The organism is Streptomyces sp. NBC_00887 (assembly GCF_045207585.1).
On sequence record NZ_CP108788.1, the window covers coordinates 8,327,178 to 8,352,971 of the forward strand.

Sequence of the window (25,794 nt, forward strand, 5' to 3'; positions counted from 1 at the left end):
GAGTAGTGCTGCGCGACCGGTACCGGCTCGACTCCGTACGGGGGCGTGGCGTGATGGGCCAGGTGTGGCGGGGGTGCTCGAACGGCAGGCCACGGACGACCAGGTGCCGGGTGCACCGGACACGTCGGCGGACCCGGTGATCGGGAAGCTGGAGGTGCTGCTCCAGGGGAAGGCCGGGGCCCGGCCGACGGATGGCCGGCTCACGCGATGGCGCTCGGAAGCCAAGGAGCGGTCACAGCACAGGCAGCCGCCAGGCTTTCGCGACTTGGAGGAAGGAAAGCCCGATCAGGCTGCGGCGGGCGGCTGCATCGTGTGGAGACAGCTCTCCGCGGAGGTGGCAGCGCGCGGCACGGACGTCCTCTTCGTCACCAGGGACCTCAATCAGGTCAGGTGTCGGGCAGCCAATGTCGCCGCAGCCAGGGCATACCCATTCGTGCGCATGCTCTCCACCCCTCGTGCCTTGAAGCCCTCCCTCAGGCTGTCCAGAAGCGTGAAGAACAGGAGCGGCCTCCCCAGGTCGCAGAGCGGGGCGATGCCGCTCTTGCGTACGCCCCAGAGGCGCAGCGCCTCCGCAGGGTTTCCGCCGACGGCAAGGCGTGCCGCCTCGCCAAGCCAGGCGCCGGAGTGCCGGCTCTCGCTCTCCAGCAGAGCCAGAAGCCAGGACTCCGAGCGGCACTGCAACGCGTCGAGCTGGGCAACGTTGAGCACGTCCGTATGAGGCAACGACGTGTAGACCGGCGCTGTTCCGGCCAACTCCCAGGAGAAGAGCTGGGCTTCTTCGGAGATGGTCGAGGCCGCTTCCGTCGCAGCCAACGGCGTGCTGAGGAAGATTCTGGCGAACTGCTGCTCCCGCTCGCCGACCTGGTCGAGAAGCAGCGCGGACCGGACACGGGCGGACGGGTGAGTGCAGCCTCGGCGGATGAACAGCGCTCGCTCCGTCAGGTGCACGGCCAGCATGGCGATCAAGGCCCCCAGGAGGGAGAAGGTCGCAGCGTGGGCAGCCTCGGCATGGCCGGTGAGTTCCTGCTCGATCAGCCGCTTGCCCGCACGGTAAGCGAACAGATCCGCCTCCAGTTCCCTGGCCTGGTTGTCCGAACAGACCGGAATGTGTTCGTCAGGTGAGAAGCCGCTCACGGCGGACTGATGCCCCAGTGCGTGGTGGGCTATTTCGTGCCCGATGATGAACTGGCTGGCCTGGAGGTAGAGGAACGCGGCGTTCTTCTCGGCCTCGATGTCCAGCCGCAGGCCCAGTTTCGCCGCCAACGCGTACACCCGCTGGTTCGTGCTGTAGTAGCGCAGCAGGCCGGTGAGCACGGCCGGGTCCCCGCCCATGTTTCCTGCTCCGGCCGCCCGTACGCTCGCGGGAAAGGACCCGGAGGCAAGCTGGGTCAGGGAGATCGAGATGTACCGGGCGTAGTGGGAGCACAGGGTGAGGGTCGCGTCGGCGACATTGACCAGCCCTGAACCGTCGGAGAACGGGGTCATCTGTGCCGAGACGTCTTCCCTGAGGGTCTTCACGACGCGGACGGAGGCGAGGCGCTCCGTACTCGCACCGAGATCGGCCATGGCGGCTTTCAGCTGCTCTGTCACCAACTCCTCGGGCGCGGTCATCATGTCCCCGTACTTGTCGGCCCACTCGCTCCGCTGCCAGGCGGCTGTGGCGGCTTCGAGCTGTCGGAGGCCCTCCTCGTCCCCGAGCTCACGCAGCCGCTTCCTCATTTCGCCGAGCTGCACGTCGCGGTCGGCCCGGAGCAGCTCGTACTTGCGGTCCGCCATCGTCTTGCGCGTCACGACGGAGCCGGTGACGTGCGGCAGAAGGCGCCGAGACCTACCCGCGCAACCAGGACGGCGATCAGTGCGGCTGTGGTGGGGTCGTCATCCAGGTCGGTGAGGAGCTCGTGGATGGTGAACGCGTCGATCAGCCTGTCCGATCCCGTGGTCCCCAACAGGCCTTGCGTCTTCTCGTGATGGCAGATCTTCCGCTGCAGTTCACTGTGCTTGTTGCCGAACCACTGTTTCCCGAAGCGACGGTGGTTCTCCTGATCCTCGGGGGAGAGCCCCAAGCCCTCGCCCAGCAGCTCCGCCCCGAGCAGGGAGTAGAGCTCTTCGTCGGATTTATCCCAGTAGGCCTCGACAGTCACCTTGTCCCGTCCTTCGTACTGGATTCCGGTTATCAGATGGTCCGACCGATTCCTGCATCTTAGAGACCCCGCAACCCCAGGAGGGGGAGAACGGGAAACATGGGTACCACCGCGCTCGCTCCCCGAGCCTTTCCGGCTACCGGCGGCCCGCGCATGGTCGGGCGGGAAGCGCGCGTCGGCAAGGTGAGGCGTCAGTGGCGAACGCCCCGGTTCACGGGTGGGGTGGTGTCGAGATGCCGAGGTCCTGGTGCATGGCGAGCTGCATCGCCGTGATCGCGTCCCACATCTGGATCAGAAAGGTGTGGGTTTCCTGCCACTTCTGCTGGTCGTGTGCACCGTCCTCGGTCAGCGACTCCATGAGCTTCTTGGCCTCTGCGAGCGCCACACGGACGGCTTGGCAGGGCTGCAGGACGTTATCGGGGACGAGCATTTGAGCCTGGGCATAGGTGTCCTGGAACTCGGCCCGGACCACCTCTGTCGCGGGGTTCGGGTCTGCCTCGGAACGCATCGCGTAGAGGTCTTCCATCATGTGGAACCGATACCGTCGGGCACCGGAGTTCAGCGCGACGTAGATGTCGCGTCGACGCTCCAGGTTGGCCTGGGCGTCGTCGAGGTGCCGCTTGGTCCGCTCCGATCGCTGCTGGAGCTCGAAGTCCTGGCGGCGCGACCGTGAGCTCACCCAAGCGGTGGTGATCGGAGCGAGCAAGGTGCCGGCCACACCCACCACGGCAACCAGTAACGCTATGAGTCCAGTGCTCATTCTTGCCCCCTGGCACGGCGTGGTCCAGGTCAGCCGCCGCATTGCGTCACCGGCTCCTGCCCCACGATTCGATGGCACGCGACCCGTCACCCATCGCGTTGGCCTTTCGCTGTCGGAACACACTCAGACGTCCAGGGTGTGCAGTCAAGGCCGCCAGGGGGTGTTCCCCTGGTGCCCCATCGCCTCGTCTTCCGTGTCGGGCCGCGGCATGGCCGCCCCGGCCGTGATTTCCGCCTGGCTCTCGGGTTCCTGCCCTGCCGTGCGCATCGCAGTGACGGACACCCGCCCCGAACGCCTGCTGCCGAACCCCTCGCTCGCCCTCCCTGAGGGCGCCGCGGGACGGGGCTCTTTTCATTGACGCGTACGCGGATCGATGGGGCTGCACAGCTCGTGACTCCTCCACCAAGACGGTCCGGGCGGAAGTGGCATCCATGCATCTTGTGAACTCAGTTAACGAGTGACAGTCTTGTCGTCGAGGGGGGGGCGTCCCGACGAGGCGTTCCGATGTGAAGGATCGACGTGCCGGCCCGGACGGGACAAGACGGCTTCGACCGGCGATCACCGCGCGCACCCTCAACTGTGAGAAGCCACTTCAGGAGCCCACGATGGACAACGAGATCCAGCTGATCAGTGACGGTGACGGACTGGCGGTCCTCGGGAACGAGGCCGACGTCGAACGCTTCCTCGTCTCGGAAGGGCTGTCGTCGAAGGACCTCGGAGTGCAGCGGCTCAAGTCCGCCGTCGGCATCGGCGCTGTAGCCGCACAGGTGGGTTCGGACATTGCCGCCAACTCCGGTCGCTGGGTGAAGCTGACCCCGAAGTCGGCACGGCTCGTCAAGAAGTACGGGCTGAGGGAGAGTTCGAAGACGGGTCTCGGTACAGGTGTGGTGAAGGGGCAGAAGGGGCAGATCAGGGGATTCGTCGAGTTCGTGAAGGGCCCCCGCTCGCTGCTGAGTAACCCGGCGGTTCTCGCCAATGCCGCGAAGCTCATGTCGCAGGTCGCGATGCAGCAGACCATGGACGAGATCACCGACTATCTCGCGACGATCGACGCGAAGGTCGACGACGTGCTGCGTGCCCAGAAGGACGCTGTGTTGGCCCGCATGATCGGAGTGGGCTTCGTCGTCGAGGAGGTCATGACCATCCGCGAGAAGAGGCGGGGAGTCGACGAGATCACCTGGTCGAAAGTCCAGGCCGCGCCGACGGCGATCGCGGAGACCCAGGTGTACGCGTTGCGTCAGCTCGACGCAGTCGCCGAGAAGATGGAGCGCAAGGACAAGATCGGTGGTCTCGCCACGACGGCCAAGGAAGCCGAGTCCGCCGTCCGCGAGTGGCTCGCTGTTCTGGCTCGCTGCTTCCAGCTGCAGGACGCGATGGCTGTGCTCGAACTCGACCGAGTGCTGGACGTGTCACCGGAGGAGCTGAACGAGCATCGCCTCGGGTTGAAGGCCGCCCGTCAGGACCGCCTGGAACTCATCCTGCGGACCACCGAGCGTCTGCTGGCCAGGATGAACGCGGCTGCCGATACGGCCAACGCGAAGGTGCTGCTGCACCCGGCCAAGTCCCCGGCCGTGGTGCAGTCGAGCAACCATGTCGCGACCTGCGTTTCCGACTTCCACGCGCTGCTCGGGATCGAGGCCGGTGGGCAGTCGTCGGAGGAGAGGCGATGGGCGCATGCGGCTGCGGAGGTGAGGGACAAGGCGCTTGAGGCAGGAGTCAAGGGTGTCGATACCGCCAGAAGCCTCGGCAGCGACACCCTCGACCGGGCCGGTTCGGTGACGGAGAAGCTCTCCAGTGGGATCGCCGAGCGAGTACGCCGTCGGCGCGGACGCGATGAAGAGCCCGACGGGAAAGGCTGAGCGGGCACCGGCCATCAGGTACGTGTGCAGCCGGCTGCGCCGCCAAGCGTAGGAGGCGTAGATACTTGTGAACTGAGTCAATGATTGCCATGCTTACCGGGATGCTTCTCACGGGGAGGGTGCCCGCCTTGCACGACCACCGCCTGGTCCAGACTGCCGTGATCGGTCAGAAGAACTCCGACCTCCCGATCATCCTGCCCATGGACGCATTCGAGCTGGACATCTGGCGCAAGAGGCACCCGGACTACACGTACTGGTGCGGACTGCAACTCGGTGGCTGCGGCGGTGAGCTGAGCGACCGCCGGTACACCAACAAGGTGTGCCACTTCGCCCACCAACCGGACGCCCCCGTCTGCCGTCGCAAGGCCACCGGCGAATCCAGTGCGGACCATCTCTTCATCAAGCAGGGCGTCCGGCGCCTGATGGAGGTGCGGAAGCTCAAGGGCAAGGTGCAGACATATGATCTCGGGACCGGCCCCGGAGACGCCGTCGATGTGTATCTCGCCGACAGCCGCCGTCGACTGCGCTTCCAGCTCAGCGCCGTGGACTACCGGACCTGGCGCAGCAGCGCCGAGGACCTCGGCGCGCAGGGCGGTGACATCGATTGGATCTTCGGCACCGAAGGGCCTGTCACCCAGCAGTTCCTCGGCCGGCAGGGCTACTGCCTCCGCGTGCGCTGCGAAACGGTCGGAGGGGAGCGGCGCGTGGACATCGGCGCCGAGGCCCGGGACCGTACGGTCGCCTGGACCCCGCTCGAGGACTGCACCCTGACGCCCTCCGGCATCGTCACGCCTCATGTCGAGGAGATCCGCCTGTCCCGGCCGCTGCCCAGGCCGATCGCTTTCCCCGTCCAGGGTTCGGTGGTGTTCGCACCCGTTCCGGGAGCCATGACGCCCGAGCGTTCGCCCTTCGAGGAGAACGGCAGACGACTCCTCCTCGCGGACGTGAAGCCGGTGGACGGCCCCATCGTCCGGACCGTTGTCTCCCTGCCGGGCGACACCGACAGCCCACCCGCCGAACACGTCTACCGCGTCTCCGAAGGTGCTCGCGTCCTGATGGCCGAGGACGGCGGCGGCTGGGCCGTCAAGGCGGACCGTTACCAAAGGCTCAACGCACACGAAGCCCAGCGCACGGGACTGTGGACCCCGCCTCCCGGGGGCAGCACCGAGCCGGTGGCCGCGACGGCACCTCGCCGCGAGCAGCCGGCGGGCAGGAATTCCGCAGGAGCGCCCACGGTGGCTCAGCCCTCGAAGAAGGCATTGAAGAGGGCAGCGAAGAAGCTCTCGGAGAAGGTCTCGGAGAAGGCGCAGGCCCCTCGCGGCCCCAGCACCCGGCCCAAGCAGGTGAACGCCCTGCGCGAGGCTCTCAGGCAGAGCGCCCGCCGGGGCCGTACCACAACGTGGGAAGAGCTCGCCCGGACCGTCGGTCGCGCACTCGACACCTGCACGACCGAGGACCGGATCTCCCTGCTCCTGGACGTGGATCAGCCGCTGTGGGAGAACGTGCCGGTGCTATCCGCGCTCGTCAGGGAGAACGGGGCGCCCCCGTCGTATCTGCCGCGGCTTCTTTCCCGGCTGGGCGTTGCTGACTCCGAGCGCTCGTCGCAGATCACACGTTGGGCCGATGTGGAGGCCGACCGGGCCTTCGCCGCCTACGCGAAGCCCGCACGCCTGATGAGGCCTCGGCTGTCGCTCAGGCCCGAGCGGCGCGTGCCGCAGCAGCGGGAGCAGGAGACCGCACCGCAGCAACCCACCAAGACCCGGACCGCCCCGGCCGTGAAAGAGCCCAGGGCGGAGCCGAAGGTCCAGAACCCAGATGACACACGGCGCGTACGGGCGCTCGTCACGCGACTCGACGCGTTGATACCCGGGCTGGGTAAGGACGCCCGCAGACCGGCGATCAGGGCTCTCGGTCGTGCGGAAGCCTGGCTCGCCTACCGGGAAGGTGAGAGGCGGCCCCAGGGGCAGCAGCAGAAAAAGGTGGCGTGTGAGACCCCGGAGTTCGTCGTCAGTCTGCTGGAGTACACGCTTCGGGAAGCCGAGCGGGGGCGCGAGTCCGCAGGGGTGCAGGGACAGCGGCGTGCGACAGCTCCCGCAGCTCCGCACCGGTCTGCCGAGCAGGCGAAGGCGGCTGCGGGAGACCCGGTGGAGTGGCTGACCAGACAACTTATCGGTGTGGCGGCCCTGGGGCAGACCATTCCGGCCCTGCACCTGGACGGGGGCGTGCGCCGACCCGATCTGCGGCAGCGGATGGAATCGCTGGACAGTCAGCTTCCGCACGACGTGCCGGTGCTCTCGGCGCTCGTGCTGGGAGCGGACGGCGGGCCCGTCCCCTTCTTCCGCGACGTACTCGGTGCTGCGGGTCTTGCGGTTCCCTCGACCGATGAGGCGTTGCGCAGAGTATGGCGTCGCGAGCAGGAACGGGCCCACGCCGCCTACGGGAACCCGCCTAGAGAGCTGCCGCCCCGCCTTACCCCCGAAGCGAGCTCCTGGGAGGGAGCGGGAGTCCAATGATGCGCAGCAGGGCGATTCTCGTCCCGACGATCCGGAACGCAGGGTGACAAGATGACGCCGTTTTCCGGCAGGACTGCCCTCGACCTCCTCGACGCCCATCTGGAAGACCTCCGGGACGGAGCGGATCTTCCGCTGCTGCCGGATGGACTCGACGGTCACGCCGTCGATGAGGCGGGCGACCCCGTTCACCGGGCTCTCGACCGGCTCAAGGGCTTTTCGCGGCAGCCCGGGGACGTCTTCACGCAGGAAGTCGGCGGAGGAGTTCCGCACGCGGCTGTGCCCTTGGAACGTGGCGGCCGTCCGGCTGCTCGGCGACCCGTACGTCTTCGTGGCCACAGGGCCTCGCTCGCACGAGTGCTGGGCGCACGACGTGCCGGCGGTACCGCACCGCTCGGTCCGTGACCCGCGCGGGTGGGTCCGACTGGATCCGGACCGCACCAACAGCGCTCGCGACAGCGTGCCCGCTTACCCCTTCGATCCGCCTGTCGCATCAGAGCCGGCCGATCACCGTGCACATGAGCCGAGTGCCTCGGACACTTCGTGGTGGGTGCGTGGTACCCGGGCCGTCACGGTCAGCTCCCCGTCGGGACGACCTTGGTAGAGCAGTCCGGCAAGCTCTACCGGCAGGTTGGAGTTGCCATTGATGGAAGCGCCGCTGACCGCGTAACCGTCGCTGTGACCTGTCATGTTCCGTCCCCCGATTGGATCACGGTCGCAGGATAGGGGAGGGCGTGTTCTGCCGTCGCACGGACGTGCCCTATATGCAAAGGAGTTGATCCGCTGCGTCCGGTGACCGCTTCGAGCGCCGACCCGATCCGGGCCGGGCCGCAATGCGCGCGCCCGGTCCGGATCGGCGACGGTCAGGCGGTTTGAAGCGATCTGTCGGAGCCCGCCTCGGCCGGTGCGACGCCGAGGATGTCCACGGCGTGGTAGTACGTCCAGGCCGTGGCGTTGCACGACGTCAGTGTTGCGCCGGAGTAGGCGGCGCATACGCGCTTGAGGTCCGAATAGAACGCGGAGTCGATGCGTGCTTTGTTGGCGGAGAAGGTGCCGGCTGCCTTGTAGTTCCGGTAGCCGAAGTCGTGGCGGGCGCACGCCGTTCGGAAGGGGAAGCCGAACGGGTTGTCGGGGGAGGTGCTGCAGTAGTCCGTCCCCCAGTCGAAGCCGTACGCGGCCCATGCGCCCTGGTTGTTGCGGGCGGAGTTCCAGGCGTTGTAGCTGGAGACGCTCGTCTGGGTCCAGGAGCTGAGGACCTGGGGCTTGTCCGCGGGTGCGGCCGAGGCGGATGCGGCGGGTATCAGGGCGAGCGGGAGCGACAGGGCGACTGCGGCGATCAGGGTGGCGAAGCGGCGACGCATGAGCAACCTCCGTGGGATGAAAGAGAGCTGTGGTGGCCGTGCTCCTCGCGGGTCGCACGAGGCCGCTCCAGAATGCCGCCATGTACCTGCCATGCCTAGCTGTTTGGCCGACCGGACGCCAAGAGTTGGCGCACTGGTCGGGCAGCAGTCACGGGGACTACCGGGCGCGTGCGGGAGCCCGGCGCAGAGGAGTGCTCCGGCCGCTCCGGACGTGATCGCTCACAGCCTCAGGCGCCGTTCGAGCCGCCGTGGCCCGTCGCCGCTCTCGTCGCCTCGTCCGGCTTGCGCCGCATCGCGGTCAGCAGGGTGACGACCGTGCCGGCGACCGCCCAGGCCGAGAGCACCAGCAGGGGTCCGGTGACCGCGTTGCCCTTGAAGTACGCGATCGAGCGGGCCACCCAGGTTCCCGCGCCCGGCGGCAGGGCGGGGCCGATCGCGCGCCAGAAGTCCGGCAGCATCGGCAGCGGGAAGGCGCCGCCGGCGCTCGGGTTGCCCGCGATCACGATGATCAGCACGGCCAGGCCGATGCCGACGATGCCGGTGAGCGCCTCCAGGGCGAGTGTGATCATGCCGACCGAGAAGACGACCAGGGCGCCGAGCCCGGACAGGGCCCACACGCTGCCCGGGAGTGCGCCGAGCACCGGTCCGACGATGACCGCGCCGCCGATCCCGCCCGCGATCGAGTACAGCGCCATGACTCCGGTGCGGATGAGCGCGCGCTGCCGGTTGGCGGGCCTGGTGCCCGCGCTGATCGCCAGGATCGAGGCGCAGAGGTAGCCGCCGACACACCAGCCCACGACCAGGTAGAAGGACGACAGGCCGTCGAAGTCCTCCGGGGAGGCCGGGGCCACGTCCACGGCTCGCACCGTGCGCTGCCGGGGCTCCTCCGCCCTGGCGATGATCCTGACCAGGCTGTCCGCCAGTACGGTGCCGCCGCCGGAGGCGACGAGGACGGTGTCCGTCCTCCCGGTGGGGCTGACGACCAGGGCACCGTCGATGTCGCGGTTCATGATCTGCCTGCGGGCCTCGGCCGCGTCACTGACGGCGCGCGGGTCCAGCGGGCCGCCCGGGAGGTCGTCCAGCTGGGTGACGAGCTGCCCGGACATCTGCTGCGGGGCTACGACACCGAAGGGGACGTCCGTCGGGTCGGGCTTGTGCAGCGCCCCGACGTACGACGCGATGAACAGCAGCTGCAGCCCGAGCACGCCGATGACGAGCAGTGCGGCCCGGGTGGTGACGGCGTTCTTCACTTCACCGGCGAAAGTCATGCCCCCACGGTCCGGGCGGTCCGCCGTTCACGCAGGCGGGGCGGGGCCGAATGGCCCAGGGGGGACAGAGGGGCCGACACGGGCGCCGGAGGTGACGAAGCTCTCGCCGCGAAGGGATGTGTGCGGTTCGGAGGCCGATCTGGACCAACCCTCCTGCCGAGCAAAGGAGGTGACGGTGAGACAGCTGTTCCGGCCATGCCAACGACATTCCGTAATCCGTTCACGCGTTCGAATCATGTCGCCGACCTGCGGTGATGGAGCTAAGGTAATCGAACGAGCGTACGATAGACGTATCGGGTGAATGGGTTAAGTGGGGTGAAGTGATGGAGGTGCGACATGGCGGGCTTCGCCCATCTGCACGTCGCGTCCGGTTACTCCGTCCGCTACGGCGCAGCCCATCCCGAGCACCTCGTCCGGCGGACCGCCGAGCGCGGTATGGCGGCGGTCGCGCTCACCGACCGGGACACGGTCACCGGGGCCGTACGGTTCGCGCGGGCCTGCGCGAAATCCGGCGTCCGGCCGGTCTTCGGCGTCGATCTGGCGGTCGAGGCCATCGCACCACCGCCCCCGGCACAGCGGCGTCGCACCCCGGCACGCGGCGGCGCGCACGTCGTCGAGCCGCCGCTGCGGTTCGTGCTGCTCGCGCAGAACCGGGCCGGATGGGCGCGGCTGTGCCGCATCACGTCGGCCGCGCACGCAGGTACCGCGTCCGGCGCGGCACCGGTGACGGTGCCGTGGGAGGCGCTGCGCGAGCACGGCGGCCCCGGTCTGATCGTGCTGCTCGGGCCGCTCTCGGAGCCGGTACGGGCACTGGCGGCAGGCCGGGAGGACGTCGCCGTGAAACTGCTGGCGCCGTGGCAGGAGATCTTCGGGGACGGCGTCCGGCTGGAGGCCGTCGCGCAGAAGCGTTCCGGCCTCGGCCCCGGATCGCTCCGCCTGGCCGCCCGCACCCTGGCGCTGGCCGACCGCACCCGCACCACCGCCGTGCTGTCGAACGCCGTCCGCTACGCCGACCCGGACCAGCACCGGCTCGCCGACGTCCTGGACGCCGCGCGGCTGCTGCGGCCGATCGACCGGCGCCGCCTGGACAGCGGGCAGCGCTGGCTCAAGGACGAGGGCGCGATGGCGGGCATCGCACGGATGATCGCCGAGTGCGCCGGAGCCGACCCCCGGCGGGCCGCCCGCCTGCTAGCGGACACCGCCGCCACCGCCGCCTCCTGCGCCGTCGACCCCGTGGCGGACCTCGGGCTGGGAACGCCGCACTTCCCGGAACCGGAGGTGCTCGGCGCCGGGAACCGGACGGGCGGAGCGTCGCAGTTGCTGCGCAGGCAGTGCGAGACGGGTATGGCCCGACGCGGCCTGGACCGGGACCGGGCGGCGCTCGACCGGCTGGACGAAGAACTCGGCGTGATCGCGGAGCTGACGTACGACTCGTACTTCCTCGCCGTCGGCCAGGTCGTCACCGACATCCGGGCCAAGGGCATCCGAGTCGCCGCCCGCGGCTCGGGCGCCGGGTCGATGGTCTGCCACGCGCTCGGCATCGCCACCGCCAACCCGCTCGACCACCACCTGCTGTTCGAACGCTTCCTCAGCGTGCGACGGGCGTCCCTGCCGGACATCGACATCGACGTGGAGTCCGCCAGGAGGCTGGAGTGCTACGACGCGATCTTCGACCGGTTCGGCAGGGAACGGGTGGCGGTCACCGCGATGCCCGAGACCTACCGGGCCCGCCGCGCCCTGCGCGACACCGGCCTGGCCCTGGGGATCGCGCCCGCAGAAGTCGACCGGATCGCCAAGAGCTTTCCGCACCTGCGGGCCTGTGACATCACCGGTGCGCTTGCCGAGCTGCCCGAACTGCGGCAACTGGCGGCCGAGGCGAACCGGTACGGACCGCTGTGGGAGCTCGCCGAGGGCCTCGACTCCCTGGTCCACGGCATGGCCATGCACCCCTGCGGTGTGGTCATCAGCAACGCGACACTCCTGGACCGGCTGCCGGTGCAGCCGACCCCGCAGGGCGACTACCCGATGGCGATGGCGGCGAAGGAGGAGATCGAGGCGCTGGGCAACATCAAGCTCGACGTCCTGGGCGTGCGGATGCAGTCCGCGATGGCCCACGCCGTCACCCAGATCGAAGGAGCGACCGGCAACCACATCGACCTGGACGACCCGCAGCAGGTGCCGCTCGACGACGTCTTCGCGTTCAAGCTCATCCAGGAGAGCCAGACCCTGGGCCTGTTCCAGCTCGAGTCACCCGGCCAGCAGGACCTGCTGTCCAGGCTGCAGCCCCGCGACCCGCAGGACGTCATCGCCGACATCAGCCTCTTCCGTCCCGGACCGGTCGCCGGCGGCATGCCCGAGCGGTACATCGCCGCACGTCACGGCGGTACACCGCACTACGCCCACCCGGACCTCGAACCCGTACTCGCCGACACCTACGGCGTGACCATCTGGCACGAGCAGATCATCGAGACGCTGTCCGTGCTGACGGGCTGCGACCGCGCACTGGCCGAGATCGCCCGGCGGGCACTCGGCGACAAGAACCGGCTGCCCGGGATCAAGGACTGGTTCCATCGCCAGGCACGCGCTCGCGGTTACCGCGCGGAGGTCCTCGACGAGGTGTGGGGGACCGTCGAGGCCTTCGGCGCCTACGGCTTCTGCCGGGCCCATGCGGTCGCCTTCGCCGTACCGGCCCTGCAGAGCGCCTGGCTCAAGGCGCACTACCCGGCGTTCCTGCTGGCGGGCCTCCTCGAACACGATCCCGGGATGTGGCCCAAGCGCGTCCTCGTCGCCGACGCCCGCCGCCGCGGAGTGCCGGTCCTGTCCGTCGACATCAACCACTCCAAGGTGGAGCACATCGTGGAGCGGACCGACACGGAGCAGTGGGGGGTACGTCTCGCACTGTCCGCGGTGCACGGCATCAGCAAGGAGGAGTGCGTACGGATCGAGGAAGGGCAGCCGTACGGATCACTGTCGGACTTCTGGCAGCGGGCCCGCCCCGGCCGGCCGGTCGCCGAACGCCTCGCGGAGATCGGTGCCCTGACCTGCCTCCACGACGGCCGCCTCACGCGGCGCGACCTGCTGCTGCAGATCGCCGAACTCCACCGGGCCTCCCGCACCCGGTCCGCGGGCAAGGGCCAGCTGCCCTTCGACGCTGACGTGGCCGGCGGAGCGGAGCCGAGCGGCCTTCCGGAGATGACCGGGCGCGAGGCCCTGAGCGCGGAGCTGGGCACACTCGGCATCGATGTCTCCAGGCACCTGATGGAGCACCACCACCGCCTGCTGCGCGAGATCGGCGCGACCGACGCGGCCCACCTGGCCGGACTGCGCGCCGGTCAGCAGGTCCTCGTCGCCGGTGTACGGGCCTCCACCCAGACCCCGCCCATCGCCAGCGGCAAGCGCATCATCTTCGTCACCCTGGAGGACGGTGCGGGACTGGTGGACCTGGCGTTCTTCGAGGACTCCCACCCGGCCTGCGCGCACACCGTCTTCCACAGCGGACTGCTGCTGGTCCGCGGCACGGTCCAGGTGCGCGGCACCCGCCGCACCGTCGTCGGCACCATGGCCTGGGACCTGGACGAGATCGCCGCGGCCCGCCGCGACAACGGCCCCGAGGCCGCGCTCGCCCTGCTCGGCGCCGACCATCCGCAACCGACTCCCGCACAGCCGCAGCGCGCCCTGGTCAACGGCACCACGGGCGCCCGGCTGCACCCGTACGCCGACCTGCAACCCGCCGGCAGTCGCACGGCCGACCTGAAGAAGTTCGGCTACACGAGCCCGGGGAGCGCGGGATGACCACTCGTCAGCGGCACATCGCCCACCTCCATCTGCACGACGCGCTCACCGAGACCCAGTACGCCGACGTAATCGAACTGGTGTCCGGTATCACGCCTCACGTCCAGGCTGTTCCGCCCGACGCCGTTCAACTGGACCTTGCCTCGGCGCTCCGGTACTTCGACATGTCTCCCTACGACGTGGTCCAGTTGGCGAAGATCAGGATGAAGGCCCTGTACGGCATCGACAGCAGCGCCGGCCTCGCGGGCAACCGCATGCTGGCGGCCATGGCGGCCGACGCGTCCGCGCCCGGGCACACCACCTGGGTCCCTGCCGAGCGGGCCGCCGAATGGCTGTACCCCCGCCCGGTCACCGCACTGCCGGGGATCGGCCGCGCCACGGCGTCGACGCTCAGCAGATACGGCTTGCACACCGTCGGCCAGGTCGCCGACGTACCTCCGGCGACTCTGCAGCGCCTTCTCGGCGCCGGTCAGGCACGGCTGCTGGCCGAACGTGCCCGCGGTCACGACCCCCGTCCGGTCATCCCCATGGAGCCGGCGGCGTACCTGGTCGACGATCTCGTGCTCGACCGGGACTGCCTCGATCCGGCACGGCACCACCGATCCGTCCTGGGACTCGCCGACCGGATCGGCCAGCGCCTGCGCGGTGAAGGTCAGGTCGCCGCCCGAATCACCCTCACGGTGCGGTACGCCGACCGCAGTTCCACCACCCGCATGCACAAGCTGCCGGAACCCACCAACCACTCGCCCGCCCTCGTCGCAGCAGCTCTGGGCCTGCTGACCGCCCTCGGGCTGCAGCGCGCACGAGTCCGCGCCTTCGCCGTCCGCGCCGACGACCTGCTGCCGGCCGACGGTGCCTACCGCCAGCTCTCCCTGGACCACGGGGACGCCAGGGCCCGCGCCGCCGAAGCCGCCGCGGACCGGGCACGCCGGCGCTTCGGGGCGGGGGCCGTGCGGCCGGCGGCCCTCGCCGACTGACCGTGTGGGCTACCGGCATTTCTTTACCGACGCGTAACTTCCCCCGCTACCTTACTCGCGCGTAATTTGGCATGAGCACATAGAAATGCCAGCACATTCAGCTTGTGGTCCGGGCCACAGGGCGCACAGACATCGCAACTCCCTTGAGCCGCAAGGAGATCGCTCGATGCTGCCCTGGACCCGTGCCCTGCGTACCCCACGCGCACGCCGACCCCTCACCGCACTCTTCCTCGCCGTCGCCGTACTCGCCACCCCCATGGCGACCGCGACCGCAGCCACCCCCACGGAAGCCGCCGCCACGTCCGCCGCGTCCTCCCGTGGCTGGAACGACTACTCCTGCAAGCCCTCCGCCGCCCATCCCCGCCCCGTCGTCCTGGTCCACGGGACCTTCGGGAACTCGATCGACAACTGGCTCGTCCTCGCGCCGTACCTCGTCAACCGGGGCTACTGCGTCTTCTCGCTCGACTACGGGCAACTCCCGGGCGTGCCGTTCTTCAACGGCCTCGGCCCCATCGACAAGTCGGCCGAGCAGCTCAAGGTGTTCGTCGACAAGGTGCTCGGCGCCACCGGCGCACCCAAGGCCGACATCGTCGGCCACTCCCAGGGCGGCATGATGCCCAACTACTACCTGAAGTTCCTCGGCGGCGCCGCCAAGGTGAACGCCCTGGTCGGGATCGCCCCCGACAACCACGGCACCACGCTCCTCGGCCTGACCAAGCTCCTGCCGTACTTCCCCGGCATCGAGGACCTGCTCACCATGAACACCCCCGGCCTCGCCGACCAGGTCGCCGGATCCGCCTTCATCACCAAGCTCAACGCGGGCGGCGACACCGTGCCCGGTGTCCGCTACACCGTCATCGCGACCCAGTACGACGAGGTGGTGACCCCGTACCGCACGCAGTACCTGAGCGGCCCGAACGTACGCAACGTCCTGCTCCAGAACCTGTGCGCCGTCGACCTGTCCGAACACGTCGCGATCGGGACCATCGACCGCATCGCCTTCCACGAGGTCGAGAACGCGCTCGACCCGGCGCACGCCACCCCGACGGACTGCCTGTCGGTGATCGGCTGAGCCTGCCGGGTCCCCCGCGCGGCAGCGCCGCGCGGGGACCCGGCCGTGAGCGGTCAGCCCCGGTGCGAGCCGGTGGCTGCCCGGCGGCGGACCGAGGCGAACAGGGCGCTCGCGCCGATCGCCAGCGCGGCGGCTCCGCCGATCGCCAGGTACGTGGTGCTGCCGCTGCCACCGGTCTCGGCGAGAGTCTCGTCCGCGGCGCCGGCCGGAGCGGCGGCGCTGTTCGGCTCCGGAGCGTTGGCCCCGTCCTCGTTCGCGTCCTCGCTCCTGCCCCCGTCGGCCGGGGCCGCCTCGGTGACCTTCGCGCCCGTCGCGGCGTCGCTGTCACCATGCCCGTTGTGCTCGACGGACGACTTGTCGGCGCCCTCGTCGATGTCCTGGTCCGACGGGGCGGAGGCGGCAGGGGCCGGGACGGCGGCAACGGAACCGCTGCCGGTCCCCTCGCCACCGAAGACCACGTCGGAGCAGGCGTAGAACGCCTCGGGGGAGTCCGAACGCTGCCAGACGGTGTAGACCAACTGCCGCCCCGAGGCCTGCGGCACGGTGCCGTCGAAGACGTACGAACCGTTCTCCAGCTTCGGGTCGGTCGCCTCGGCGAACGGCTTCTCCTGGAGGTCCGACCACTTCAGCGGCTGTGAGGGGTCGTAGCCGGCCTTGGTGAGGTACAGCTCGAAGGAACCCTTGTGCGGCGCGGTCGCCCGGAACCGGAAGGTGTGGCTGCCCGCCTTCATCGGAGTGGACGGCCAGTCCGCGCGCGGCAGGTCGAGCCCCTTGAACTTGTCGTTGCCCGCGCTGCACAGCTTGCCGTCCGGGATCAGCTCACGGTGCTTGCCCGCCGCGTTGGCGATGTTCACACCGTTCCAGTCGTACAGCGCCTGGGTGCCGCCCGCCGCGACCGCAGCCTGGCACGCCGCGGACTTCGGGCTCTCCGGCCCCTCCGCGAAACAGGCCGAGACCCGGCTCACCGGGTCGGTCAGCGAACCGTGGGCGGCCGCCGGGGCGGCGGACAGCCCGGTCAGCGCGAGCGGAGCGATGCCGAGCGCGACGATCGGGGCGAGCCTGCGGCGAGCGGTCTTGATGGCGGCCATGGTGGCGGTTCTCCTTCGACGGACGCGTCTGTGAGGGGACGGCACAGGGCCGAACGCCGGTGCGGCCCCCCGTACGAATGCCGCACCGACGGAACGGACCCCGTCCCGGTGATCAGCAAACTAGCCGCCGTCCAGGGCGGATCCAGCCGTGGAAAGCCGCAGGTGGCCATCGTTATGGCGGGCTTAAGGGACCGCTAAGAGAGGCCTCAGGAAGCGGGCGGGCGAGGTGCTTCGGGGGCGGGGGAGCGGTGAGGGCGCCGCACCGTACGGACCGAAGTTTCGTTCATGTTCGTGAACAAGAAACAAGGACGAGACCGTTGACGCGTCCACGGCAAACACTCTAGCGTCAGCAGAAAGCGCTTTCGTCTCGCGCTCTCCTCCTTCCCCCCATGGTCGGACGAGTCGACCAACCTGGAGACACGATGCATCTGAGACCTGTCATCGCATGCGTCAGCCTGCTGGCCGGCATGCTTGTCGCGCTGTCCGGCAACGCGGTGCACGCCGCGGGCACCGAGCTGTATGTGTCGCCCCACGGCACCGACAGCGCCGCCGGAACCGAGTCGGACCCCACGACGCTCACCTCGGCCATCAGCCGCGTCACTCCCGGCGGGACGGTCTACCTGCGCGGTGGGACCTACGAGTACTCGCAGACGGTCACCATCCCGCAGGGCAACGACGGCACCTCGGGCGACCGCACGGAGCTGTCCGCCTACCCGGGTGAGACCCCGGTCCTGAACTTCTCGGCCATGGCCGAGGAGACGACGAACCGCGGGCTCGCCGTGAACGGGTCGTTCTGGCACGTGAACGGAATCGTCGTCGAGCACGCCGGTGACAACGGGATCTTCGTCGGTGGCAGCAACAACATCATCGAGCGCACCGTGACGCGGTTCAACCGCGACACGGGTCTGCAGCTCTCACGGATCCTCTCCACCACCCCCAGCGACGAGTGGCCGTCCAACAACCTCATCCTGAGCGCGGAGTCGCACGACAACGCGGACTCCGACGGTGAGGACGCCGACGGCTTCGCCGCGAAGCTCACCGTCGGCCCCGGAAACGTCTTCCGCTACGCCGTGTCCCACAACAACATCGACGACGGCTGGGACCTCTACACCAAGTCGGAGACGGGGCCGATCGGCGCGGTGACCATCGAGGACTCCCTCGCCTACGGCAACGGCACCCTGAGTGACGGCAGTCAGGACTCGAACGGCGACCGGAACGGCTACAAGCTCGGCGGCGACGACATCGAGGTCGACCACGTCGTCCGGCGCAGTATCGCCTACGACAACGGCAAGCACGGGTTCACCTACAACAGCAACCCCGGGCACATGTCGGTGTCGGGCAACGTCAGCATCGACAACGCCGAGCGCAACTTCCAGTTCGACGACGGCACTTCGGTGTTCCAGGACAACGTGTCCTGCCGTAGCGGCGACGGGACGAACGACCGGACCATCGGTGACGTCGACGGTTCGAACCAGTTCTGGACCGGTACCAACGGGTCCCGGTGCTCCGACTACGCCGGTGCCCTGGACTGGTCGTTCGCCACGGACGGCAGCCTCGCCGTGACCTTCGGCGGAAATGCTGTGACGCCGTAACCGACTCCCGACCGGTCCGTCCTGTGGTGTCGGACGGACCGGCCGGGCCTCAACGGTGCCGTAACGGGGGTGTGCGACAGTACCGATGACCTTCGGTCAGATCTGCACGCCGGGCACCTTGTCCTCCACGACCACGCTCGCACGCGTACTGATCGGCGCGTCCGGCTTCGTCACGAAGGGCAGGACGCGGAAGTCGCTCGTCCACCGCTCACGGTCCACCGTGACCCGCACGTAGCCGCGCTGGCTGTTGAAGAACTTCATGTGCGGGTTCGCCGCGAGGAACGTCTCGCCCTGCGGCGTCATGTCCGCGCCGTCGCCGCCGCTGGTGACCGAAGTGCCCACGAACTCCGAACCGACGGTCGCCGAGGCCGGATCGGCGTAGTCGCGCTTCAGGTCCCACGCGTAGTTCTGGTGCCGGTCGCCCGTGATGACGACCAGGTTGCGCACCCCGCGGGTGTCGGCCTCGGCCAGCAGCCGGTTGCGCTCGGTGACATAGCCGTCCCACGGGTCCATCCAGACCGTCGTGCCGGGACCCGGGTCCTGGTCGGTCTGGCCCATCGGGGCCTGGTTGCCGAGGATCTGCCAGCGGGCGGACGAGCGGCTGAAGCCCTTGAGGACCCAGTCCCGCTGCCGGGCACCGAGCAGGGTCCGGGCCGGGTCGAAGCGCTCGGCGCAGTCCGCGGACGTACCGTCACCGCACGGCTGGTCGTCACGGTACTGGCGGGTGTCGAGCATGGTGAAGTCGGCGAGCCGCCCGTAGGAGAGCCTGCGGTACATCTGTACGTCCGGGCCGTTCGGCAGCTGGGTGCGGCGCAGCGGCGCGTGCTCGTACAGGGCCTGGAACGCGTCGGCCCGGCGCTTCAGGAAGGTCTCGGGGTTCTCGTTGTTCTCGGAGACCTCGTCGGCCCAGTTGTTCTCCACCTCGTGGTCGTCGAAGGTCATGATCCAGGGGAAGTTGGCGTGCGCCTCGCGCAGCGGGGCCTCGGACTTGTAGAGGCCGTACTGCAGCCGGTAGCGCGCCAGGTCGAGGGTCTCCGTGTGGAACCTGGGGTCGGTGGTAACGCCGCGCCTGTTCGTCCTGACGCCGGACTCGTACAGGTAGTCACCGAGGTGCACCACCAGGTCCAGGTCCTCCTGCGCCATGTGGTGGTACGCGGTGAAGTAGCCGTCCTGCCACGCCTGGCAGGACGCGAAGGCGAACTTCAGCCGACGGGGGGAGTCCCAGGGCGCCGGAGCGGTGCGCGTACGTCCGACGGGGGAGACGGCGGTGCCGGCCCGGAAGCGGAACCAGTACACGCGGTCGGGGGCGAGGCCGTCGACCTCGGGGTGGACGGAGTGCGCCAGTTCAGGAGTCGCGATCACGCTGCCGCGCCGTACGACCCGGCGGAACCGCTCGTCGAGCGCCACCTCGTACTGAACACGGACGGGTGTGGCAGGCATGCCGCCGAGGCCGTCCTGGGCGAACGGGTCGGGAGCGAGACGCGTCCAGAGAACGACCCCGTCCGACGTGGGTTCGCCCGACGCGACACCCAGGGTGAACGGGTCACCCTTCAGGGCGGGCGCGGCGAACGCGGACTGCGCGTCCCACGCCCCCGTCCCGAGCATCACCGCGGCGGCTGCGGCCCCGCCGAATCCGAACATCTGCCTGCGGGACACGGACATCGCGACCACGGGTCCTCCTCGGTTGCTCTGCGCCAACCTCGGACACGCTGCCGGGAGTTGATGTCATGCTCACGCGCAACGTATGGCCGGGGGCCGAGCGATGCGTGAACAGGACACCTATACGTCGAGCGACTCAGGACACCTGTACGGCGAGCGGCTCAGGACACCTGTACGTCGAGCGGCTCAGGACACCGCCCGGTAGCGCCGCTCCGGCCGCCCCGTCCCCCGTACCGCAACGACACCTCGGCCCGCCCCGTCTCCGCGAAGTACTTCGGAATGCGGAGGTACGGACTGCCGGTGCTCCCCGCGATCATCGCCGTCATCCTCGGCCCGGCCGCCGAACAGCAGGTGCGCCGCGCACTGCAGATCAGCGACGGCAGTGCCACCGGTCTGGTCAACACCCCGTTCGCCGTGACGGTGTACGCGATTGTCCTGCTCGTCCTGGTGTGGCCGCTGGTGAGGAAGCCGGTGACGAGGCTGCTGGTGAGGCGCAGGGCAGGCGCAGAAGTAGCGGGTGCTGTCGGCGGCGGCTGAGAGGATCGCGGGTATGACCACGATCGACTGGGACGCCGCTGCCGACTCCTTCGACGAGGAGCCCGACCACGGGCTCCTCGATCCCGCGATACGCCACGCCTGGGCGCAGCGGCTGGAGAGCTGGCTGCCCACGGCGCGCTCCGAGGTGCTCGATCTCGGGTGCGGTACGGGAAGCCTGGCGCTCCTCGTCGCCGGGCAGGGGCACCGGGTCACCGCCGTCGACCGCTCGCCGCGCATGGCCGAGCAGGCGCGGGCCAAGCTCGCCGGTACCGGCACCGAGGTGCTCGTGGGCGACGCGGGGCAACCCCCCGTCGGCAAGCAGCGGTTCGACGTGATCCTGGCCCGGCACACGGTGTGGCTGCTGCCCGACCCCGCAGCGGCACTGCGGCACTGGTTCACGCTGCTGAAGCCGGGCGGCCGGCTGGTGCTGATCGAAGGCGTGTGGGGCGGCGTGGGACTCTCCGCGGCCCGTCTCACCGGACTGCTCGCCCCGCACACGGAGCGCATCCACCACGAGCCGCTCTCCGGCGACGCCCGGCTCTGGGGCAGGGTGGTCGACGACGAGAGGTACGCCCTGGTGGCCCGCGCCGAGCCGGCACACCGGCACACGGAGGTCGTCGACGTCCATCTGATCCTGCGCCGCGGACCCGATGTACTGCTCGCCCGGCGGGCGGGCACGGGATACGCGGACGGGCTGCTCCACGCCCCCTCCGGCCATGCGGAGGACGGGGAGGACGTCCGGGAGGCGATGATCAGGGAGACGGCCGAGGAGATCGGCGTCGTCCTGGATCCGGACGAGCTGCGGGTGGCCCTGGTCATGCAGCACCGGGGGCCCGGAGGCAGTCCCAGGATGGGCTGGTTCTTCGAGGCGGAGTACGACCCGGCCAGGCCGCCCCGCAACGCCGAACCGGAGAAGTGCTCCGAGCTCGGCTGGTACCCGCTGGACTCGCTGCCGGACGACATGGTGGCGTACTGCCGTGCCGGCCTCGACGGGTACCTGGCCGAGGAGCGCTTCCTGGTCCACTGGCACGAGGACGGTGACCCGATCGGGTACGCGCCGGACGCGGAACGGCGCGCCGTACCGCTGCCGGTCTCCGTGGCCCCCACCGGCCGTGTCCACCACATCGAGCTGTGGGTGCCCGACCTGGCGGCGGCCGAGGCGGAGTGGGGCTGGCTGCTGGGCGAGCTGGGCCATGTCCCGTACCAGCGCTGGGCGCAGGGCCTCAGCTGGCGGCGCGGCGGGAGCTACCTGGTGGTCGCGCAGTCACCGGACCTGTCCGGCGACACGCACGACAGGCTGCGCCCCGGCCTGAACCACCTGGCCTTCCACGTCCGGGACCGTGCCACGCTCGACGCGCTGGTGGCACGCGCACCCGGGCACGGCTGGCGGCTGCTCTTCCCGGACCGCCATCCGTACGCGGGCGGCAGCGGGCACTACGCGGCGTACCTGGAGAACGCCGCGGGGTACGAGGTCGAGCTGGTCGCTCCCTGATCCGGCCCGATCCGAAGGGTTCTAGCTCAGGAGTTCCGCCAGGCCTCCGGTGCGGGCCAGCTGTTCCAAGTCGTCCAGCGCCCGCACGGCGGCCTCGGCCGCCACCGGGTCCCGGTCGGCCAGGCCGCTCTCCTCGAACTCGTCCTCGTCCAGCCGCAGCACGGACGAGCCGTCCGCCGACACCCACAGGTCGAGATCCAGGTCCTCGACCAGGAGTTCGGCGTCCCGCAGTACGGCAGGCCTGGTGATGTCGCAGTACCAGCCCTTGAGCTCCCCGCCGCCGGTGCGGACCTCCTTCACCGCGAACCACCGGTCGCGCCAGTAGTGCTCGGTGAAGACGTCGCCCGGCTCGAACCGTACGAAGCCGAAGTCCCGGGTGTGCGGGGCCGCCCAGGGGGCCCGGACCGTGATGCGGGTGCTGTCGTCCCGGACGAGGTCCGCCGGGTACCGGATCTTGGTGCTGCCCGCCTTGACCAAGGTGACGAACAGGGCGTTCTCAGGTGAGACGGTGGACATGCCGTACCTCCGTGGCGCAGATCTCGTAGCCGAACCATGTGTTGATCGCCAGCATCGGGCCGTTCCCGGCGTCGTTGCCGGTGTAGGCGTCCGTGTACCCGGCGGCCCGCGCCCGGTGCAGCGAGTCGTTCTTCGCGAGCTTCGCCAGACCCCGGCCGCGGAAGGCGCGCCGGGTGCCGGTCATGCCCGACCAGTAGCGGGTCAGACCGTCGGTCTCCGCCACGCTGAACGCCGCCACCGCACCGTCCGCCACCACCACCGAAGTGAGGTCGTGGTCGAAGCCGGGCCGGTGCCAGGTCGTCCTCAGCCAGTCCTCGTAGTCGGTGAGTTCGGACGGGGTGTCGCTCGGCTCGTCCGCGGTCGTCTCGGCGTCCGCCTCGAACAGCGGGCGCGGGTCGTCCTCGAAGTCGGCGGCGGTGAGCAACTCCACGCCTGTCGAGGCCTTCCCGAGCGGAGGCAGTGTGCGGTTCGCCAGATCGAGATGGAGGAAGTGGGCCGGACGGCCCGCCACGTAGCCGCGCTTCTCCGCGAACGCCCGGTTGGCCGGTGCGTCGAGCACCCACGTGTGGACGGCGACCGCACCGACGCCGGCCAGATACTCCTCGGCGGTCCGCACCAGGAGCGAACCCGCCCCGCGCCCCATCCTGTCCGGACGGGTGTACGGATTGCAGAACCCCTGGCCCGGTTCCGGGGTCTCGTAGGCGATACCGACCTGCGCGGTCCCGATCAGCTCGCCGTCCTCCTCGGCGACCAGCAGCCGGAAGTGCTTGTCGGGATGGGCGTCGGCCAGGTCACGCAGGACCTGCTCCGGAGTCGTCACCATGTAGGGCAGGGCCGCCCGCCGCACCTGCACCCAGGTCCCCGCGTCGGCCGGCCGGAAGTCACGAACGATCACCGTCATGGGCCGGACGGTACGCGGAGCCCGAGGCACCCCGCCTCCGAATTTCCGGGGGGGCACCCCCGGACCGGTCACCTGGTTGGCGGCGGCGGGCGGCCGGTGCGGGAGAATCGGCCCGTGACCCTGACGATCGCCATTGATCCGGATTCCGCCACCGCCCCGTACGAGCAGCTGCGCACCCAGCTGTCCGAGCAGGCCAGGTCCGGCGCCCTGCCCGTCGGCTACCGGCTGCCGACCGTACGCGGCCTCGCCGAGGAACTGGGCCTCGCCGCCAACACCGTCGCCAAGGCCTACCGGGCGCTGGAGGCCGACGGAGTGATCGAGACCCGCGGCCGCAACGGCACGTTCATCGCCGCCGCGGGTGACGCTGCGGCGCGGAAGGCCGCGACGGCGGCGCAGGAGTACGCCGACCGGGCCAGGCGCCTCGGTCTGTCGCGGGCCGAGGCACTCTCGCTGGCCGAGGACGCCGTGCGGGCCGCCTACGGTCAGTGAACCCAGGAGCCCTGAGCCGCGAGGGCCTGGAGACGCAGGAACCCTGAGCCGCGGAGGCCCGGAGACGTGGGGTGCTCAGAGGTACAGGCCCTCGTCCGCCCTCGCGTCCTGCTTCGGCACGGAGGGGGGAACGCTGCCACGCCGCAGCGAGTACAGCTCGGCGAGCGTCGCACCCTCCCGGCCCAGGCCCTCCTCCGTACCCAGCCAGGACACCGACTCCGCCCGGGTCAGCGAGCCCACCTCGATCCGGGCCAGGCAGCGGCCCGGCCTGACGACCGCGGGGTGCAGCCGCTCCAGGTCCTCGTTGGTCGTCACCCCCACCAGGACGTTGCGCCCCTGGCCCAGCAGACCGTCCGTCAGGTTCAGCAGCCGGGACAGCGCCTGGCCCGCCGTGTGCTTGGCCTCGCCGCGGATCAGCTCGTCGCAGTCCTCCAGGAGCAGCAGCCGCCACCGGCCCTTCGCCGAGCCGTCGTCCTCACCGATCGCGATGTCCATCAGATAGCCGACGTCGTTGAAGAGCCGCTCCGGATCCAGCACGCAGTCGACCTGGCACCAGTCGCGCCACGACCGGGCCAGCGTGCGCAGCGCGGAGGTCTTGCCCGTGCCCGGAGGGCCGTGCAGCAGGAGCAGTCGGCCGGAGATGTCGTCCGGAGTGACCTTCATCAGCCGGTCCATGGCATCGGCCACCGGAGCCGTGTAGTTGGTGCGCACCTCGTCCCACGTCCCGGCGGCGATCTGCCGGGTGGTGCGGTGCGGGCCGCGACGCGGGGACACGTACCAGAACCCCATCGTCACGTTCTCGGGCTGGGGCTCCGGTTCGTCCTTCGCACCGTCCGTCGCCTGCCCCAGTACCTTCTCCGCGAGCTCGGGGCTGGTGGCCGTGACAGTCACGTCCGCGCCCCGGTTCCACCGCGAGATCAGCAGGGTCCATCCGTCACCCTCGGCGAGCGTGGCACTGCGGTCGTCGTCCCGGGCGGCCCGCAGCACCGTGGCCGCCGGCGGCAGCAGGGTCGCCCCCGACTTCACACGATCGAGGGAGGAACTGTGCGAGTACGGCTGCTCGCCCGTCGCGAAGCGCCCGAGGAACAGCGCGTCGACGACGTCGGACGGCGAATCGCTGTCGTCGACGGTGAGCCGGATCGGCAGAGCGGACTCAGGGTTGGCAGACATGGCGCCCATGATCCGGCACGGCGGCACCCCGTGCACCCAGGTTTCGCGAGCTGCTCCCGGCCGGTGCACACGGCACCCCGGCGCGGCCTCCCCCGAGGTCAGCGCGGCGCGCGCCCCTCGAAGTCACCCGTCGCGACCGGGACCGGGGCGGGCCGCCACCCGTCCCGCGCAGCGCGTACAGATGCGCGTCGTCGTTCGACAGGACGCGCACCGGATCGGGCCGGGCGTCGAGACTGCGGACCAGCCGCCGCTCCCACGACGCGGAGTGCCCCGCGGTGAGCCGCAGGTACTCCGCCTGACGGTGACCGGCCATCAGATACGCCTGCGGGCCCGCCTCCCGCAGCGCGGCGACCAGTCCGCCCACCAGGACCGGATCGCGGGGCGCGGCCGTCGGACGCAGGATGCCGGGGGAGAGTGCGGGCCCGGCCCCGGCCCCGCTGCCGTCGCTCAGCCACAACAGCCGCCCCGGTCCGCCGGGAAGCCCCTCCACGTACGCGACAGCTTCGGCCTCACCGCGAGTGATCCGTTCGAACGGGGCATCGCCGCCCGGCACCACGAGGAAGCCACCGGTCAGCGCGAGCCCCGCGAGGACGCGCCGACCGGGGCCGCG

Annotated in this window: 20 protein-coding genes and 2 pseudogenes; 10 read left to right on the plus strand and 12 right to left on the minus strand. The window is 70.1% G+C overall.

The features are described 5' to 3' along the window. Window positions 1–103: 103 nt before the first annotated feature. Window positions 104–370: pseudogene (locus OG844_RS37965) on the plus strand (PIN-like domain-containing protein); the annotation flags it as partial. A gap of 11 nt (window positions 371–381) precedes the next feature. Here the strand turns inward: OG844_RS37965 and OG844_RS37970 are convergent. The 3 genes from OG844_RS37970 to OG844_RS37980 form a co-directional block, all read right to left on the minus strand. Then, entirely contained in the window at window positions 382–1,791 is a 1,410-nt protein-coding gene (locus tag OG844_RS37970) for a hypothetical protein (RefSeq protein ID WP_406389031.1), read from the minus strand. After that, a complete protein-coding gene (locus tag OG844_RS37975; protein ID WP_329212645.1) occupies window positions 1,788–2,141 on the minus strand; it encodes a hypothetical protein in 354 nt (117 codons plus the stop codon). The genes OG844_RS37970 and OG844_RS37975 overlap by 4 nt, the downstream gene beginning before the upstream one ends. Before the next feature lie 211 nt (window positions 2,142–2,352). Continuing rightward, window positions 2,353–2,901 (minus strand): hypothetical protein, encoded by a 549-nt coding sequence (locus OG844_RS37980; protein ID WP_406389030.1) that lies wholly within the window; start codon window positions 2,899–2,901, stop codon window positions 2,353–2,355. 605 nt (window positions 2,902–3,506) lie between these two features. Between OG844_RS37980 and OG844_RS37985 the strand changes: the two genes are divergently transcribed. Then, window positions 3,507–4,760: a hypothetical protein gene (locus tag OG844_RS37985; protein ID WP_406389028.1), complete on the plus strand. Its 1,254-nt coding sequence runs from the start codon at window positions 3,507–3,509 to the stop codon at window positions 4,758–4,760. Between the two features lie 101 nt (window positions 4,761–4,861). Continuing rightward, window positions 4,862–7,273: a hypothetical protein gene (locus OG844_RS37990; protein WP_406389026.1), complete on the plus strand. Its 2,412-nt coding sequence runs from the start codon at window positions 4,862–4,864 to the stop codon at window positions 7,271–7,273. A gap of 504 nt (window positions 7,274–7,777) precedes the next feature. On the opposite strand, the gene OG844_RS37995 is transcribed toward OG844_RS37990, so the two are convergent. The 3 genes from OG844_RS37995 to OG844_RS38005 form a co-directional block, all read right to left on the minus strand. Then, complete coding sequence (locus OG844_RS37995) at window positions 7,778–7,960, minus strand: hypothetical protein (protein ID WP_406389024.1); 183 nt, start codon at window positions 7,958–7,960, stop codon at window positions 7,778–7,780. Window positions 7,961–8,133: 173 nt separating this feature from the next. Further along, window positions 8,134–8,631, minus strand: a complete 498-nt coding sequence (locus OG844_RS38000; RefSeq protein ID WP_406389022.1) for a phospholipase — start codon at window positions 8,629–8,631, stop codon at window positions 8,134–8,136. 227 nt (window positions 8,632–8,858) lie between these two features. Continuing rightward, window positions 8,859–9,899 (minus strand): DUF3533 domain-containing protein, encoded by a 1,041-nt coding sequence (locus OG844_RS38005; protein WP_406389020.1) that lies wholly within the window; start codon window positions 9,897–9,899, stop codon window positions 8,859–8,861. Between the two features lie 336 nt (window positions 9,900–10,235). On the opposite strand from OG844_RS38005, the gene OG844_RS38010 reads away from it, so the two are divergent. From OG844_RS38010 to OG844_RS38020, 3 genes are all read left to right on the plus strand, one after another. Continuing rightward, the gene (locus tag OG844_RS38010; RefSeq protein ID WP_406389018.1) at window positions 10,236–13,691 is read left to right on the plus strand and encodes a DNA polymerase III subunit alpha; all 3,456 of its coding nucleotides are present in this window, start codon (window positions 10,236–10,238) and stop codon (window positions 13,689–13,691) included. Further along, window positions 13,688–14,668 (plus strand): DNA polymerase thumb domain-containing protein, encoded by a 981-nt coding sequence (locus tag OG844_RS38015; RefSeq protein ID WP_406389016.1) that lies wholly within the window; start codon window positions 13,688–13,690, stop codon window positions 14,666–14,668. Before OG844_RS38010 ends, OG844_RS38015 begins: the two co-directional genes overlap by 4 nt. A gap of 166 nt (window positions 14,669–14,834) precedes the next feature. After that, complete coding sequence (locus OG844_RS38020) at window positions 14,835–15,740, plus strand: esterase/lipase family protein (RefSeq protein WP_406389014.1); 906 nt, start codon at window positions 14,835–14,837, stop codon at window positions 15,738–15,740. 53 nt (window positions 15,741–15,793) lie between these two features. Here OG844_RS38020 and OG844_RS38025 read toward each other — a convergent pair whose 3' ends face one another. After that, the gene (locus OG844_RS38025; protein ID WP_406389012.1) at window positions 15,794–16,828 is read right to left on the minus strand and encodes a lytic polysaccharide monooxygenase; all 1,035 of its coding nucleotides are present in this window, start codon (window positions 16,826–16,828) and stop codon (window positions 15,794–15,796) included. A 422-nt stretch (window positions 16,829–17,250) separates the two neighbouring features. Here OG844_RS38025 and OG844_RS38030 point away from each other — a divergent pair, with 422 nt between their 5' ends. Beyond that, window positions 17,251–18,420, plus strand: a complete 1,170-nt coding sequence (locus OG844_RS38030) for a right-handed parallel beta-helix repeat-containing protein (RefSeq protein WP_406389010.1) — start codon at window positions 17,251–17,253, stop codon at window positions 18,418–18,420. 96 nt (window positions 18,421–18,516) lie between these two features. Here the strand turns inward: OG844_RS38030 and OG844_RS38035 are convergent, their stop codons facing one another. After that, window positions 18,517–20,091, minus strand: coding sequence for an alkaline phosphatase D family protein (locus OG844_RS38035; RefSeq protein ID WP_406389008.1), 1,575 nt, complete (start codon window positions 20,089–20,091; stop codon window positions 18,517–18,519). Between the two features lie 261 nt (window positions 20,092–20,352). On the opposite strand from OG844_RS38035, the pseudogene OG844_RS38040 reads away from it, so the two are divergent. Together OG844_RS38040 and OG844_RS38045 are read left to right on the plus strand one after the other, a co-directional pair. After that, window positions 20,353–20,616 (plus strand): annotated as a pseudogene (locus tag OG844_RS38040) (tripartite tricarboxylate transporter permease); the annotation flags it as partial. A 13-nt stretch (window positions 20,617–20,629) separates the two neighbouring features. After that, window positions 20,630–22,108 carry a trifunctional class I SAM-dependent methyltransferase/NUDIX hydrolase/VOC family protein gene (locus tag OG844_RS38045; RefSeq protein ID WP_406389006.1) on the plus strand — a complete coding sequence of 493 codons (1,479 nt, stop codon included), beginning with the start codon at window positions 20,630–20,632 and terminating at the stop codon, window positions 22,106–22,108. A 21-nt stretch (window positions 22,109–22,129) separates the two neighbouring features. Here OG844_RS38045 and OG844_RS38050 read toward each other — a convergent pair whose 3' ends face one another. Both OG844_RS38050 and OG844_RS38055 read right to left on the minus strand, forming a co-directional pair. Beyond that, window positions 22,130–22,624 (minus strand): DUF402 domain-containing protein, encoded by a 495-nt coding sequence (locus tag OG844_RS38050; protein ID WP_406389004.1) that lies wholly within the window; start codon window positions 22,622–22,624, stop codon window positions 22,130–22,132. Beyond that, a complete protein-coding gene (locus tag OG844_RS38055; RefSeq protein WP_406389002.1) occupies window positions 22,605–23,525 on the minus strand; it encodes a GNAT family N-acetyltransferase in 921 nt (306 codons plus the stop codon). Before OG844_RS38055 ends, OG844_RS38050 begins: the two co-directional genes overlap by 20 nt. A gap of 114 nt (window positions 23,526–23,639) precedes the next feature. Between OG844_RS38055 and OG844_RS38060 the strand changes: the two genes are divergently transcribed. Next, window positions 23,640–24,014 carry a GntR family transcriptional regulator gene (locus OG844_RS38060; RefSeq protein ID WP_351179308.1) on the plus strand — a complete coding sequence of 125 codons (375 nt, stop codon included), beginning with the start codon at window positions 23,640–23,642 and terminating at the stop codon, window positions 24,012–24,014. 75 nt (window positions 24,015–24,089) lie between these two features. Here OG844_RS38060 and OG844_RS38065 read toward each other — a convergent pair whose 3' ends face one another. Together OG844_RS38065 and OG844_RS38070 are read right to left on the minus strand one after the other, a co-directional pair. Then, the gene (locus OG844_RS38065) at window positions 24,090–25,184 is read right to left on the minus strand and encodes a DUF5925 domain-containing protein (protein ID WP_406389000.1); all 1,095 of its coding nucleotides are present in this window, start codon (window positions 25,182–25,184) and stop codon (window positions 24,090–24,092) included. Then, window positions 25,168–25,737 (minus strand): hypothetical protein, encoded by a 570-nt coding sequence (locus OG844_RS38070; protein WP_406388998.1) that lies wholly within the window; start codon window positions 25,735–25,737, stop codon window positions 25,168–25,170. The genes OG844_RS38065 and OG844_RS38070 overlap by 17 nt, the downstream gene beginning before the upstream one ends. Window positions 25,738–25,794 lie beyond the last annotated feature (57 nt).

Bases quoted from the DNA above. Each gene is read 5' to 3' on its own strand.
- OG844_RS37980 (WP_406389030.1), bottom strand. From the start codon at position 2,901: ATGAGCACTGGACTCATAGCGTTACTGGTTGCCGTGGTGGGTGTGGCC.
- OG844_RS37985 (WP_406389028.1), top strand. From the start codon at position 3,507: ATGGACAACGAGATCCAGCTGATCAGTGACGGTGACGGACTGGCGGTC.
- OG844_RS37990 (WP_406389026.1), top strand. From the start codon at position 4,862: ATGCTTCTCACGGGGAGGGTGCCCGCCTTGCACGACCACCGCCTGGTC.
- OG844_RS37995 (WP_406389024.1), bottom strand. From the start codon at position 7,960: ATGACAGGTCACAGCGACGGTTACGCGGTCAGCGGCGCTTCCATCAAT.
- OG844_RS38000 (WP_406389022.1), bottom strand. From the start codon at position 8,631: ATGCGTCGCCGCTTCGCCACCCTGATCGCCGCAGTCGCCCTGTCGCTC.
- OG844_RS38005 (WP_406389020.1), bottom strand. From the start codon at position 9,899: ATGACTTTCGCCGGTGAAGTGAAGAACGCCGTCACCACCCGGGCCGCA.
- OG844_RS38010 (WP_406389018.1), top strand. From the start codon at position 10,236: ATGGCGGGCTTCGCCCATCTGCACGTCGCGTCCGGTTACTCCGTCCGC.
- OG844_RS38015 (WP_406389016.1), top strand. From the start codon at position 13,688: ATGACCACTCGTCAGCGGCACATCGCCCACCTCCATCTGCACGACGCG.
- OG844_RS38020 (WP_406389014.1), top strand. From the start codon at position 14,835: ATGCTGCCCTGGACCCGTGCCCTGCGTACCCCACGCGCACGCCGACCC.
- OG844_RS38025 (WP_406389012.1), bottom strand. From the start codon at position 16,828: ATGGCCGCCATCAAGACCGCTCGCCGCAGGCTCGCCCCGATCGTCGCG.
- OG844_RS38030 (WP_406389010.1), top strand. From the start codon at position 17,251: ATGCATCTGAGACCTGTCATCGCATGCGTCAGCCTGCTGGCCGGCATG.
- OG844_RS38045 (WP_406389006.1), top strand. From the start codon at position 20,630: ATGACCACGATCGACTGGGACGCCGCTGCCGACTCCTTCGACGAGGAG.
- OG844_RS38050 (WP_406389004.1), bottom strand. From the start codon at position 22,624: ATGTCCACCGTCTCACCTGAGAACGCCCTGTTCGTCACCTTGGTCAAG.
- OG844_RS38055 (WP_406389002.1), bottom strand. From the start codon at position 23,525: ATGACGGTGATCGTTCGTGACTTCCGGCCGGCCGACGCGGGGACCTGG.
- OG844_RS38065 (WP_406389000.1), bottom strand. From the start codon at position 25,184: ATGTCTGCCAACCCTGAGTCCGCTCTGCCGATCCGGCTCACCGTCGAC.